13 protein-coding genes and 1 riboswitch are annotated in these 13,832 nt (G+C 29.1%); of the genes, 1 reads left to right on the forward strand and 12 read right to left on the reverse strand.

Features of this window, described 5'->3' with window-relative positions; translation table 11 throughout:
* Positions 1 to 109: 109 nt before the first annotated feature.
* The 5 genes from CLPU_RS00915 to CLPU_RS00935 form a co-directional block, all read right to left on the reverse strand.
* On the reverse strand, positions 110 to 814 hold the full coding sequence (locus tag CLPU_RS00915; protein WP_050353755.1) for an ABC transporter ATP-binding protein: 705 nt from the start codon (positions 812 to 814) through the stop codon (positions 110 to 112).
* A gap of 11 nt (positions 815 to 825) precedes the next feature.
* On the reverse strand, positions 826 to 1,584 hold the full coding sequence (locus tag CLPU_RS00920) for an ABC transporter ATP-binding protein (RefSeq protein ID WP_050353756.1): 759 nt from the start codon (positions 1,582 to 1,584) through the stop codon (positions 826 to 828).
* 2 nt (positions 1,585 to 1,586) lie between these two features.
* Positions 1,587 to 2,570, reverse strand: a complete 984-nt coding sequence (locus CLPU_RS00925; RefSeq protein WP_235436074.1) for a branched-chain amino acid ABC transporter permease — start codon at positions 2,568 to 2,570, stop codon at positions 1,587 to 1,589.
* Positions 2,571 to 2,579: 9 nt separating this feature from the next.
* Positions 2,580 to 3,458, reverse strand: a complete 879-nt coding sequence (locus CLPU_RS00930; RefSeq protein ID WP_050353757.1) for a branched-chain amino acid ABC transporter permease — start codon at positions 3,456 to 3,458, stop codon at positions 2,580 to 2,582.
* 220 nt (positions 3,459 to 3,678) lie between these two features.
* Positions 3,679 to 4,815, reverse strand: coding sequence for an ABC transporter substrate-binding protein (locus CLPU_RS00935; protein WP_097677519.1), 1,137 nt, complete (start codon positions 4,813 to 4,815; stop codon positions 3,679 to 3,681).
* A gap of 602 nt (positions 4,816 to 5,417) precedes the next feature.
* Between CLPU_RS00935 and CLPU_RS00940 the strand changes: the two genes are divergently transcribed.
* The gene (locus CLPU_RS00940) at positions 5,418 to 6,305 is read left to right on the forward strand and encodes a fumarylacetoacetate hydrolase family protein (protein ID WP_050353758.1); all 888 of its coding nucleotides are present in this window, start codon (positions 5,418 to 5,420) and stop codon (positions 6,303 to 6,305) included.
* Positions 6,306 to 6,454: 149 nt separating this feature from the next.
* On the opposite strand, the gene CLPU_RS00945 is transcribed toward CLPU_RS00940, so the two are convergent.
* The 7 genes from CLPU_RS00945 to CLPU_RS00980 all read right to left on the reverse strand — a co-directional run bounded on the left by CLPU_RS00945 (position 6,455) and on the right by CLPU_RS00980 (position 13,801).
* On the reverse strand, positions 6,455 to 7,177 hold the full coding sequence (locus CLPU_RS00945) for a gamma-glutamyl-gamma-aminobutyrate hydrolase family protein (RefSeq protein ID WP_050353759.1): 723 nt from the start codon (positions 7,175 to 7,177) through the stop codon (positions 6,455 to 6,457).
* A gap of 54 nt (positions 7,178 to 7,231) precedes the next feature.
* The gene (locus tag CLPU_RS00950; RefSeq protein WP_050353760.1) at positions 7,232 to 8,413 is read right to left on the reverse strand and encodes a M20 metallopeptidase family protein; all 1,182 of its coding nucleotides are present in this window, start codon (positions 8,411 to 8,413) and stop codon (positions 7,232 to 7,234) included.
* A 126-nt stretch (positions 8,414 to 8,539) separates the two neighbouring features.
* A complete protein-coding gene (locus tag CLPU_RS00955) occupies positions 8,540 to 9,727 on the reverse strand; it encodes a MalY/PatB family protein (RefSeq protein WP_050353761.1) in 1,188 nt (395 codons plus the stop codon).
* 17 nt (positions 9,728 to 9,744) lie between these two features.
* Complete coding sequence (locus tag CLPU_RS00960) at positions 9,745 to 11,022, reverse strand: O-acetylhomoserine aminocarboxypropyltransferase/cysteine synthase family protein (RefSeq protein WP_050353762.1); 1,278 nt, start codon at positions 11,020 to 11,022, stop codon at positions 9,745 to 9,747.
* A 70-nt stretch (positions 11,023 to 11,092) separates the two neighbouring features.
* Positions 11,093 to 11,196: riboswitch (SAM riboswitch) on the reverse strand.
* A gap of 321 nt (positions 11,197 to 11,517) precedes the next feature.
* Complete coding sequence (locus CLPU_RS00965; protein WP_050353763.1) at positions 11,518 to 12,285, reverse strand: M15 family metallopeptidase; 768 nt, start codon at positions 12,283 to 12,285, stop codon at positions 11,518 to 11,520.
* Between the two features lie 74 nt (positions 12,286 to 12,359).
* On the reverse strand, positions 12,360 to 13,094 hold the full coding sequence (locus CLPU_RS00970; RefSeq protein WP_050353764.1) for a flavodoxin family protein: 735 nt from the start codon (positions 13,092 to 13,094) through the stop codon (positions 12,360 to 12,362).
* 521 nt (positions 13,095 to 13,615) lie between these two features.
* Positions 13,616 to 13,801 (reverse strand): hypothetical protein, encoded by a 186-nt coding sequence (locus CLPU_RS00980; protein WP_050353766.1) that lies wholly within the window; start codon positions 13,799 to 13,801, stop codon positions 13,616 to 13,618.
* Between the last annotated feature and the right edge of the window lie 31 nt (positions 13,802 to 13,832).

A 13,832-nucleotide genomic window follows, 5' to 3' on the forward strand; every position in this document is an offset into this window, starting at 1 on the left:
TAAATTTTTAATCTATCACAAAGTTGTGTTATTTTAATTAAATAAAAAGGCCCATATCATATTTAAGATAGATATAGACCTTTTTATTAATAATTTATTTTTGTTTATCTTAACCACCAAGATAAGCTTTTTTAATTTCCGTATTTCCCATTAAATCTTTTGAGTTACCTTCTAATACTATTTTTCCTGTTTCTAAAACATATGCTCTATGTGCTATAGATAGTGCCATATTAGCATTTTGTTCTACCAATAAAACTGTCATTCCAGCTTTATTTATTTCCTGTATTATATTGAATATCTCTTTTACTAATATAGGCGCTAATCCCATAGAAGGCTCGTCCATTAATATTATTTCCGGCTTAGACATAAGAGCTCTTCCTATAGCAAGCATTTGTTGTTCTCCTCCACTTAATGTTCCTGCTAATTGTTTTCTTCTTTCATAAAGTCTAGGAAACTTCTCATATGCATTTTTAAGTCCTTCATCAATTTGCTTTTTATCTTTAACTGAAAATCCACCTAATTCTAAGTTTTCTTCTACTGTCATTTGATAAAATACTCTTCTTCCTTCTGGGACATGAGCAAGTCCTTTTTGAACTATTTTATGAGGTTCTATAGTTGACAATTCCGTACCATTGTATTCAATAGTCCCTGATTTTGGCTTTAACATACCTGATAAAGATTGAAGAATAGTAGTTTTTCCTGCACCATTAGCTCCTATTAAAGTAACTATTTCTCCTTTTTTAACTTCAAAGCTAACTCCTTTTATTGCGTGTATCATTCCATAAAACACTTGTAAATCATTTACCTTTAACATACCTACACCTCCTATTCTCCTAGATAAGCACTTATAACATCTGGATTATTCTTAATTTCTTCAGGAGTCCCTTGTGCAAGAATTACACCATAGTTTAAAACAACTAGTCTCTCACAAATTCCCATAACTAAATTCATATCATGTTCTATTAAAAGTATAGATGTTTTAAATTTATCTCTTATAAAGTGTATTGTTTCCATCAGTTCTATAGTTTCTTGTGGGTTCATTCCTGCTGCTGGTTCATCTAACATTAATACTTTAGGATTAGTAGCAAGGGCTCTTGCTATTTCAAGCTTTCTTTGTTTACCATAAGGTAAGTTTTTAGCTGTTACATCTGCTAAATCTTCCATTTCAAATAAAGCTAAAAGCTCTCTTCCTTTTTTATCTATCTCTTTTTCTTCTCTCCAATAGCTTGGAAGTCTTAATACACCTGATAATATTCCGTACTTCATTTCTTTTTGAAATGCCGTTTTTACATTCTCTAAAACACTTAAATTTTCAAACAGTCTTATATTTTGAAATGTTCTTGCTACACCTTTTCCAACTATTTGATATGGTTTAGACCCAGTTACTTTTTTATCGTCTATTACTATATCTCCATTTGTAGGAAGATATACTCCTGTAAGCATATTAAATACTGTAGTCTTACCTGCACCATTTGGACCTATTAATCCTACAACTTCACTTTCATCTATAGTTAAACTAAAGTTATCAACTGCTCTTAGACCACCAAATGTAATTCCTATATTTTTAGCTTCTAATAATGGCATTTTTATTCACTCCCTCCAGCTTCTATTTTCCCTTTAGCACTTTGTTTTCTTCCTTTAATTAATTGATGTATAGAAAACTCTTTAGTCCCAAATAAGCCAGAAGGTTTAAACAGCATTGTAATGATTAACAAAATAGCATATATTAATAGTCTATAATCTGAAAAGTCTCTTAAAAGTTCTGGTAATAGTGTAAGGAATATTGCTGACACTATAGCTCCTGTTATACTTCCCATTCCACCTAAAACAACCATAACTAACATTTCAATTGAAAACATGAAGTCAAATTTCTTTGGATCTAATACAGTTTGATAGTGAGCAAAAAGTCCTCCTGCTATTCCTGCAAAGAACGCAGACATAGCAAATGTGAATATTTTATAAAATGCTGTTGGAACTCCAACTGCTTCTGCTGCTATTTCATTTTCCCTTATGGCAATAACACTTCTACCATGACGAGAATTAATAAACATAAATATAATTACGATTGTTAGTATAGTTACCCAATATACATTAGTAAAGTCAGATAATAGAGCTATTCCTTTTAATCCAACTGCCCCTCCTGTAATCTCAAGGTTAGTTATAATAACACGAATCATCTCTCCAAATCCTAAAGTTATGATTCCTAAGTAATCTCCCCTTAATCTTAAAGCAGGCATCCCTATTAAAAATCCAAATATAGCTGCTACTAATCCACCTATTATAATAGATACTATAAGCTGCATAACACTAGGAAGTTCCATATTCATACTAGCTAAAGCTGCAGTATATGCTCCAATCGCCATAAATCCCGCATGTCCCAATGTCAATTCTCCAAGAAATCCAGTAGTTAAGTTAAGACTAACTGCAAGTATTATGTTTATACCTGCCATAATAATGATTCCTTCATGGTATCCATTAATGACACCTGAGTTTATAGCCCCAAATAATATAAAATACAATATTAATATAATTCCAAAATTTATTCCATAATGTTTTAATTTCTGATTCACAATATTCACCTACACTTTCTCACGAGTGTTTTTACCAAGTATTCCTGCTGGTTTTATTAAAAGCACTAATATTAATATTCCGAATACAACCGCATCTGAAAGTTGACTAGATATATATGACTTAGTAAGACTCTCAGCCACTCCCATCATAACGCCACCTAACATAGCTCCAGGTATTATTCCTATACCTCCTAATACAGCTGCTACGAAGGCTTTAAGTCCTGGCATCATGCCCATATATGGTTCTATAATTGGATATGACATACTAAAAAGAATTCCTCCTACAGCTCCAAGTGCAGATCCTATAGCGAAAGTTGCTGATATAGTTCTATTAATATTAATTCCCATTAACAAAGCTGCTTGTTTGTCTTGTGAAACAGCTCTCATCGCTTTACCTGTTTTTGTTTTGTTTATAAAGAATTCTAATAATATCATCAATATAGCTGAAAGTACAATAGTTAAAATAGTTATGCCGTTGATCTTCAAGCTTCCTATACTTATTGCCTTTAATTTTAATACTGTTGGAAATGGTCTTGGATCTGGCTTAAATAAAATCATGAATAAGTTTTCAATAAATAAACTAACTGCAATTGCAGTAATAAGTGCAGATATACGAGGTGCTGATCTTAAAGGTTTATAAGCAAATCTTTCTATTGCAACACCAATTAATGCACAAAGTACTGTACTTATAATTATAACCAAAGGAATTGGCACACCTGCTCTTACTAAAAAATAGGCTAAAAATGCTCCTATCATTAAGATATCTCCATGTGCAAAGTTTATTAATTTTATGATTCCGTATACCATTGTATATCCTAAAGCTATCAATGCATATATACTTCCAACATGAAGTCCATTGATAAGCTGTTGTCCTAAATCCTCAAACATTATATCCCTTCTTTCTATATATAAATGTTTTTATACTATTTATTCTTCCATTTTTTTGACGTTATTCTATTTCTACATTCCAATATCTATAAACACATAATAGGAAACTATAGTTTTTCATCTAAAACTACAATTTCCTATCTTAGTTTATGTTTAGATAATAGAGACTTTATAGCTTGTTATTTATTATATCTGATTATAGTTAATCTAAATATTTATATTACTTTTTACCGGCTAATTCATATTGTCCATTAACCACTTTTATAACAGAAACTGGCTTAATTGGATTTCTATTTTCATCAAATTTAGTTTTTCCTGAAACTAGCTCTAAATCTGTATTTTTTAATGCCTCTACTACTTTTTTGCTATCTGTAGTTCCTGCTTTTTTAATAGCTTCCAATAAAGTAACTCCAGCATCATAACCTAAAGCAGCAAATGCATTTGGCAATTTGCCATTATATTCTTTTTTATAAGCTTCTACAAAATCTTTAACTACAGGATTTGGGTCATTAACAGCATAATGATTTGAGAAGTATCCACCTTCAACGGATTCTTTATCGATACCAACTACTCCATCCCATCCATCTCCACCTAAAAGTGTAGATTGAATTCCTACTTCTTTTGCTTGTTTCCCTATTAGAGCTACAGTATTATAATAATCTGGTACAAATAAAACATCTGCATTTTTACCTTTAACCTTAGTTAATATTGATTTATAATCCTTATCGTTAGCTGTGTATCCTTCATCTGCTACTACCTTTCCACCTGATTTTTCAAATGTTTCTTTGAACGCCTTAGCTAGTCCAACACCATAATCATTTCCTGGATCATACATTATAGCAGCTGTTTTAGCTTTCAAATCTTCAGTAGCATATTTCGCTATTTTACCTCCTTGGTAAGGATCTGTAAAACATGAACGGAAAATATTATTACCAGCTTCCGTAATCTCTCCTGCAGTACCTGTTGGAGTTATCATCGGAATTCCATCTTTAGCAGCTTTAGGTGCTATAGCTAAAGCATTTGAGCTAATTACAGCTCCTATTATTCCATCTACTCCATCATTGTTTACTAATTTATTGTAAGCATTGATAGCTTCATTATTATCTCCCTTATCATCATATACCTTTAGTTCTATTTTCTTTCCTAGTACTCCACCTTTTTCATTATACTGCTTAATAGCTAGCTTATAGCCTTCTTCAGTAGCTTTTCCATATACAGATACTTTTCCTGTTAATGGTGCTATTCCTCCAATTTTAATAGTATTTGAATCCGCTTTTTTCTTTCCACATCCTGCTAACATCCCACCTGCTAATACTAAGCTCATTCCTAGCGCTAGGACCTTTTTCATCTTAATCATTTTGAAACCCCTTTCAATTGATATATTTATCTAAGTTAGATATTTAAAAAGATTAAGTATTGCCACTTAATTTAACATTCTAAATTTTGCGACTTTTTAAACAGTTCAGTTTATTATATAAATTTCTCACAAAAAAATCAATTATAGATTTTATACAAATATGAAAATTCATTAGTATTTTAGTCATAAAACGACCTTTTATTTATTAATTGATCATCTTTTGACATTTTCTTATCTTTTATTGCTGATATTTTAATTAGTTTTTCGTAATTACTAGTTGTTTGTTTTTACCAAACATATCATAGAATAGAATACCAGTATATTTATACCAAGTCAAATGATGTATTTTAATAAGAACATGAGTCTTTATTTATTTGTATTTCAATAAATTTAAAATTTTACATAATAATGATAGCATCATAAGTAAATAATAAAAAGTAGATTTTAATTTAGATTCTATACTTTATATGTTTATGTTAATATTTACTTATGTAATATCCATTAATTTTTATTCTACATGCAAATTTATTAACTTAAGTTTATTCATATATAAAAAACAATTATAAAAAATTCAATTGTAAATTGAGAGGAGAATTTCTTAAATGTATTTCTTAACATTTAGATTTAATAACGAAGAAAAAATAGGAATATTAAATAGCTCTAAGACTGGAGTAATTATAATTGATGAAGTTTTCAAAAAGTTAAACAAAACAATCCCAGATTCTTTACATAGCTTAATTTTAGATTCAAGTGATAATACTTTGATAAATGATATAAAAAAATGTATTGAATTACACAGGTTTGATTCAATTTCATTAGATAATATTAAACTATGTCCACCAATTTCTTATCCAAATAGAGTATTTGGTGTAGGAAAAAACTATGTAAAGCACATAAAAGAAATAGGTGTACTTGGTGGCAATATAGGAGAACAACCTATATTCTTTTCTAAAATAGCAGATCCAGCTATTGGCGATGGTGATTTTATAAATATTCATAGTTCAGTAACAGAAAAGGTAGACTATGAAGCAGAGTTGGCTGTAGTAATAGGAAAAGATGGATCTAATATAAAAAGAGAAGAAGTTGAAAATTATATATTTGGATATACAATTGCTAACGATATAAGCTCTAGGGATTTACAAGCTAAACACGTACAATGGTTTAAAGGAAAAAATCTAGATACTTTTTGTTCAATAGGCCCTTATATAGTTTACAAAGACCTAATACCAATTCCAGTAGAATTAAACATATCTTCTAAGGTAAATGGAGAATTAAGGCAAAATTCAAATACAAAGAATATGTTGTTTGACATTTCTCATATAATAAGCACTCTATCTCAAGGATTTACATTAAAAGCTGGTGACATTATAATGACAGGCACACCAGAAGGAACAGGTGTAGGATTTGATCCACCTAAATTTTTAAAATCTGGAGATAAGATAGAATGTACCATAGAAAAGATAGGAACTTTAACTAATTTTGCTAAATAGTATGTAAAATAAGCTATTTAATTTACTAAAACACATAAAATATTTATAAACTCCATGTTTCTTTATTTCTCTATTTAATTATTAATCAAGCTATAAAATAAAAGGAATGTAGTATATACTACATTCCTTTTATTTTATTACATTATAAGTCAATTACAATTTTGTATAAATTCTTTAAATATATTCATCATATTGTTATAGTATAAAGCCATACATTCTGGATGCCATTGAACTCCTAGTACAAACTTTCTCTCTTTCATCTCTATAGCTTCAGCTATACCATCATTAGCCACTGCTGTAATACTTAAATTTTCTCCTAGATCTTTTATAGCTTGATGATGAAAACTATTCACAAATGCATTTTCTCCAAGTATTTTTCCTAATTTACTATTTTGAGATATGTTAACTTCATGACAGTATTCATGTCTTCTAGCATCTTGTTTATGCTTTAATGTCTCTCTTGGAACTTGACACAAGTCTTGATATAAACTTCCTCCACAAGCTACATTCAATAGCTGGTGACCTCTACATATAGCTAATAAAGGTTTATCAATATCTAAAGTAGCTTTAATCACTTGGATTTGATATTCATCTAAAGTAGTATTAACCCATCCTAATTTTTGATGTGGCTCTTCATTATAGTACATTGGATTAGCATCGAGTCCTCCACACATTAAAATTCCGTCACAAATACTTACTTGTTTTTTTATCATTTCATTATCATATACTAACGGAAGTATTATTGGTGTTCCTCCTGCTTCTTCTACACATCTAATATAATCTGTATTCACAAATATTTTTTCTACTGATTCATTCAACTTATTAATTGTATTAAAAGTACTTCCTGCTACACCGATTAATGGTTTTTTCATAAATCCCACCTCACAAATGTCAAATCCATATTCTATAGATAGCTTTTATTTATATCAGCTATTTTCATGTAAGTATCTTACAGCTATTGATGATAACATAGTTAAAGTAGTATCGAATACATCTTCATCAACTATAAATTTCGAAGTATGCAGTGGACAAGATTCTCCTGAACTTATGAAAAATAAGCATGCTGGTATTAGATGAGAATAGAATCCAAAATCTTCAGAAATAAGCATAGGTTCATTATTTATAAAAACTCTTTCCTTACCATATAAATCTGTACCTACTTTTTTTACTAATTCAAACATTTTCTTATTATTTATTACTGATGGATATCCAGCTTTAAATTTAACCTCACAATCTCCACCCATACTTTCAGCTATAGATTTTGATATGTCTTTAATTTTATCTTTTATAGTTTTTCTAGCATCCTGAGATATACATCTTATCATACCTCTTATTTGCACTAAATCAGGTATTATATTATGTGCGACTCCACCTTTAATTTTACCGATAGTAAATGTAGCTGGCTCAAAAGGACTAAGTTGTCTAGTTAAGATTGTTTGTAGAGCTGTTATAATGTGGGCCGATATTACTATCGCATCTGTACCTTGTTGTGGAGTAGATGTATGGGCCTTTTTTCCTTTTATTTTTAACATAAACCCATCTGAGTTAGCACTTATAGAACCATGGCCTATGTCTATTCTTCCTAAATCACCTGGTCCTATATGAATAGCAAATATAGCATCTACTTTGGGATTTTCCAGAACTCCTGCTTTTATAAGACGATTACCTCCACCACCAGTTTCTTCTCCTGGTTGAAAGATAAATTTTACATTCCCTCTTATTTCTTCTCTAAGCTCTGAAAGTATCATAGCTACCCCAAGCAGATTAGCTGTATGACAATCATGACCACAAGCATGCATAACTCCATCGTTTATAGACTTAAAGTCTAGTTCATTATCTTCTTGGATAGGTAACGCATCCATATCAGCCCTAAGTGCAACTGTTTTTCCTTTATATTTTCCTCTCAAAATCCCTACAACGCCTGTTTCTGCTATTTTAGTTGTTACCTCTATCCCAATCTCCTTTAACTTATTAGCAACTATTTGAGAAGTTCTTATCTCTTCAAATGCTAATTCAGGGTACATGTGTATACTTCTTCTTATTTCAATCACTTCTCGTTTATATTTATTAGCTAATTTCGATATCTTATCATAAATACTGTCATTCATTTTCTACCCCCTATATCATATTCATTAATATATTATCATATTAGTAATATCAACTGTTTGCTCTAAATATTTTTTATATAATTAACAACAAAATATGCTATAGGGATAACTTTCAAAATTAAATACTTATTTGTTATTGCGATTTACTAGAGCTTTTTCTATTCTTTCTAGTCCTTCTTTTAATACACTTCTAGGACATCCGAAATTTAGTCTTGCAAATCCATTACCTTTATTACCAAAAGTTGTCCCATCATTTAATCCTACTTTTGCTTCATTAATTAAGAAGTTTCTTAGTTCTTCTTGACTTTCAAATAATTCACTAAAGTCGAGCCAAGCTAAATATGTTCCTTCTGGCTTAACTACCTTTACCTGTGGTAGTCTTTCTTTTACAAAGTCTATAAGATAATCAACGTTATCTTCTAGATATATTAATAATTCTTCTAGCCACTCCTCACCATATTCATAAGCTGCTACTGAAGCTGGTATATTAAACACATTCCCAGGGCTTATACTAAGATTAGTTAAAATTCTAGAAATATCATTTTTAAACTCTTGATTTGGAACTATTACATACGAGAAAAATAGTCCTGGAACATTAAATGTCTTACTTGGAGCTGTAGCTACTATAATATTATCATAATATTCCTTGGAGAATGAAAGTAATGAGTTAAATTTTTTATTTTTATATATAATATCTCCATGAATTTCGTCAGAAAATATAATTATATTATTTTTAATACATATATCTATTACTCTTTGTAATTCTTCTCTATTCCAAACTCTACCTACTGGATTTTGAGGATTACATAGTACTAACATTTTAGCATTTCCAGATGATGCTTTTTTCTCTAGATCATCAAAATCTATTTCATATATTTCATTATTATTTATTAGTTCATTTTCAACTAATTTTCTATTGTTATTTGTAACTGAACTGAAGAATGGAGGATAAACAGGACTTTGTATTATTATTTCATCTCCTTCTTTAGTAAGAGCTTGAATAGCTGCACATAGTCCAGTTACTACTCCAGGAGTATTAATTATCCAGTTTACATCTAGATCATACCCATATCTCTTTTTTGACCACTTTATTATAGGCTCATAGTGTTCTGGTTCTATTATTGGATAACCATATATATTATGTTGCACTCTATTATTAAGAGCATCTACAACCTCCCTAGGTGGTGCAAAATCTGTATCAGCCACCCATAATGGAAGAACCTCTTTCGTTCCAAAATATCTGTCAAGTCCATCCCACTTGGATGAATAAGTTCCCTTTCTATCTATTATTTCATCAAAATTATATTTACTCATTATATTTACCTCCTTATTTATATCTCTTTCAAAGCATTTTCTAAGTCATTTATAAGATCATCTACATATTCTATACCTATTGATACCCTTATAAGCTCAGGATTAACTCCTGCCGTAAGTTGTTCTGATTCAGTAAGTTGCTGATGCGTAGTAGACGCTGGATGTATAATAAGTGACTTAGCATCACCTACATTTGCTAAATGTGAAAAAATCTTAACTGACTCAATCAATTTCTTCCCTGATTCATATCCACCTTTTACTCCAAATGTAAATATTGATCCTGCTCCTTTAGGAAGATATTTTTTAGCTAAAGTGTTATATTTACTTGATTTAAGACCTGGATATTTAACCCATTCTACTTTAGGGTGATTTTCCAAATATTCAGCTACTTTTTTAGCATTGTCTACATGTTTCTCCATTCTAAGAGATAATGTTTCTAACCCTTGTAATAATAAAAAGGCGTTGAATGGAGATAAACATGCTCCTATATCACTTAAAAGTGTGTTTCTTAATCTTGTTATATAAGCTGACTCACCAAATTCATTATAGAATGATATTCCCTTAAATCTAGGATCTGGTTCTACCATACCTGGAAATTTACCATTATCCCAATTGAATTTTCCTGAATCTATTACTATTCCTCCTATAGCTGTACCATGACCACCTATAAATTTTGTAGCTGAATGAACAACTATATCTGCACCAAATTCTATCGGTTTACACAGGTATGGTGTAGCAAAAGTATTGTCTACTATTAATGGTATATCATTTTTATGTGCGATTTCAGCCACTTTTTCTATATCTACAACATTTATTTCAGGATTTCCTATAGTCTCTATAAATACTGCTTTTGTCTTATCATTAATACTATTTTCTATTTCTTCAAAGTTATCTGGATTTACAAGTTTAACATTAACTCCTAAGTTCTTTAGAGTATGTGTAAAAAGTGTGTAAGTACCTCCATAAAGTGTAGATGCAGCAACTATTTCGTCACCATCTTTAGCTAAACTAAGTATAGAATAAGTAATTGCAGCCATCCCAGAAGAAGTCACTAATGATCCTACTCCACCTTCTAGTTCAGTTACCCTTCTTCCAAAAGTTTCTATAGTTGGATTTCTAGTTCTAGAATATATAAGCCCCGCTTTTTTCAAAGCAAATAAATCTGCTGCTTCCTGTGTATCTTCGAATAAATATGCTGCTGTTTGATATATAGGTACAGCTCTAGACTTTGTCTCGCTGTCAACATTTTGTCCCCCATGAACTTGAATAGTCTCAAATTTTAAACTACTTCCCATATTTAAACCTCCCCTAATTTTTATGTAATAAAAAAATCTTCCTCAGATAAAGTAGGAAGATTGTTCTTCTTTCTTATCTGCCAGGATATACCTGCTGGATGTAGCACCTTCAAGAAAAATATCTTGGGTTGCCGGGCTTCATAGGTCCAGTCCCTCAGCCACTCTCGATAAGAGATATATAATTGTTTTGTAAATAGTCAAATTGTTAAAAACTTAAATAAATTATAGCAACTAATATACTTTGATGTCAACTTATTATATTAAATTTTTTAAATTTCTATCGGAATTCTATGTTATCTTTTTTATATTGTCTATAGTTTCATCCTCTATACTATATCTAATGATATCAATAATATCATATCTCAATTTAAATATAACTCATTCTCTTTAATGGAAACATCTATATCTAAAATATTTATATATTAACTTTACGATTTTTCAATTTATAAATTTTTATTATATATGTATTAAAGAGATATTAATAACCTTAAACTATTAATAATCTATATTCTTTTCAAAATGCTGATAATCCTTAATATATTTCCACTCTCCTCCCCATATCCATCCTCTTTTCTTAAAAGCTAAGTATAATGCATCATCTTTTACTATCATTCCTTTTCTTACATTACTTCTATCTATATAATCTTTACTACTAATAGGAAGTATCTTATCTTTGTTTATATAGGGATTTTGTACTGGATTTATATCTATTGCTACTCCATAGGCATGTTTTGAAATATTGTTACTACCACTTGCTATATTTCTATAACAAAATGCAGAAGTATTATTATCTTCCATGGACAATTTATCATTAGCTTCATATTCGTCTATTATTTTTATCTTATCTATTGGATATTTTACATAGTACAGTTCTTTAAAAATATCTACTATTTCCTTGGAAACTTTATTGTGTACTACTAATTCTCCTTTATGTATCTTGTTATCAAATCCCCAATGTAAGACTTTTATATAACTAAGATCATCTAAACTTATATTATTATTTTCATGCCATGATAATCCTATCATTTTCTTTTTTATTTCTTCAGGTATAGATTGATATGTGAATTCTTCATCTATGGATTTATTCACCTTACGCTCCTTAACTTTTAACCTTTTTTCTACTTCATACTTATCTTTTCGATAAAGTTCTTTACCTTCATGATTTTTCTTTATACCTACATTTCCTTTTAATACAACACTAACTTCATAAGCAGCTAAAATTATTAAAGCTAATACAATGATTTTTATAAACTTATTTTTCATTATTAAAATCACCCTATTTATCACACATTATATTATCTTTATAAGAGTTTAATAATTAATATTAAACACATAATTTAAACACAAGGCTTAACATTTCTTTTCAAAATCTTATAAAACAATCTAGAAATAATTTTCTTAAAAAAGTTTATTTTACTGCTATAAAAATATATATTGTTTATCCATCCTTGATTTTCCCAGTATTCCTTATCTAAAGGAAATACATTCTCGGCTAATATTTTTTGTACTTGAAAAGTTATAAGTTGATTTAAGGAAGGTCTATAATCTCCTATTTCTCCTTTCAATGTATGTATAAACTTTTCAACTTCTTTATAATCTACTTTTTGATTTATTCTTGATATTTTTCTACCTATTGTACCTGTTACATTTGTTCCCCATTGAAGCATTATACTATTCATCACTTTAAATGTACTAGAAAGTCCTGAGGATGCTGTAGTAGCAACTAGTAAGACAGGTTTTCCTGGTATTCTAGGTCTATGAAACCACTCACATGTTCTGTCAAAGAAGGTTTTCAGTTTTCCACTTAAGTTATTCATATATACAGGAGTTGATATTATAATTCCATCACAGTTCTCTATCTTTTCTATAATTTTTATCATATCGTCATTTATACTACACATTCCTTTTAGAATACAAACTTCACATCCATAGCAATCTTTTATGTCATATTCATGTAAGTGTAAATATTCAACTTCTATATCTTTACCTTTGAAGATATCTTCAATACTTTTTAAAACTTTATATGTATTTTTCTTTCTGAAACTGCTATTTATAATTAAAACTTTTTTCATATAAGCTCCTCCAACTTTACACCCTTATAACTATATATAATAATTTACATTAAAAAAGTCCTGATTTCTTAAAGAAATCAGAACTTATAAATAACTAAATCTAAATAACTAAATTAATTTAAACCTATCCTTTATTTGTAAATATATGATAATAAGTACGCTTACAAACATTCCTCCCATAATTAGATCATTTAAAAAACTATTTATATTTGGAAAGATAAATGTATTTAAAACTAATAAACTGACAATATATAATTGTCCTGCAATGCTATACAGCTTCCTATCTCTTTTATAATCATATATTACACCTATATTTAGTATTATAAAAAAGGATATAATAAAAAATCCCATATGATCCCCCTCTTTACTATAACAGTAGCACTTATACTGTATAACTTTTTCATGCGTAATTATAATACCAATATTTTATAATTTGTTTTTATTTACATAATCATTATATGTTAAATTTATCCCTTTGTTAATAGCTTATATAAACAAATTTAATATATCTTGGCATTCAATTAAGTCTTTAATTTTTTCAAAGTTTCTTCTATTAATAATTTATATTTTGTGTTTTTTTCAATTTTTTCATAACAAAAAATTTTCATTTCATGTGTCAAATTTTCGTTCTCTAGGATATTTTTGTACTCTTCTATTTCCTTTGTAACTCTATTTAATCTATTTTCCCATTCTTTTATTAAATTCAAATTAATCAACTCACTTTAAAATTTCTATAAT

Origin of the sequence: Gottschalkia purinilytica, assembly GCF_001190785.1 — a bacterium.
Taxonomy (GTDB): Bacteria; Bacillota; Clostridia; order Tissierellales; family Gottschalkiaceae; genus Gottschalkia_A; species Gottschalkia_A purinilytica.

Coding starts and splice junctions, on each gene's coding strand:
- CLPU_RS00940 (WP_050353758.1), top strand. CDS start 5,418: ATGTATTTCTTAACATTTAGATTTAATAACGAAGAAAAAATAGGAATA.
- CLPU_RS00955 (WP_050353761.1), bottom strand. CDS start 9,727: ATGAGTAAATATAATTTTGATGAAATAATAGATAGAAAGGGAACTTAT.
- CLPU_RS00935 (WP_097677519.1), bottom strand. CDS start 4,815: ATGATTAAGATGAAAAAGGTCCTAGCGCTAGGAATGAGCTTAGTATTA.
- CLPU_RS00915 (WP_050353755.1), bottom strand. CDS start 814: ATGTTAAAGGTAAATGATTTACAAGTGTTTTATGGAATGATACACGCA.
- CLPU_RS00945 (WP_050353759.1), bottom strand. CDS start 7,177: ATGAAAAAACCATTAATCGGTGTAGCAGGAAGTACTTTTAATACAATT.
- CLPU_RS00920 (WP_050353756.1), bottom strand. CDS start 1,584: ATGCCATTATTAGAAGCTAAAAATATAGGAATTACATTTGGTGGTCTA.
- CLPU_RS00960 (WP_050353762.1), bottom strand. CDS start 11,022: ATGGGAAGTAGTTTAAAATTTGAGACTATTCAAGTTCATGGGGGACAA.
- CLPU_RS00950 (WP_050353760.1), bottom strand. CDS start 8,413: ATGAATGACAGTATTTATGATAAGATATCGAAATTAGCTAATAAATAT.
- CLPU_RS00930 (WP_050353757.1), bottom strand. CDS start 3,458: ATGTTTGAGGATTTAGGACAACAGCTTATCAATGGACTTCATGTTGGA.
- CLPU_RS00970 (WP_050353764.1), bottom strand. CDS start 13,094: ATGAAAAAAGTTTTAATTATAAATAGCAGTTTCAGAAAGAAAAATACA.
- CLPU_RS00965 (WP_050353763.1), bottom strand. CDS start 12,285: ATGAAAAATAAGTTTATAAAAATCATTGTATTAGCTTTAATAATTTTA.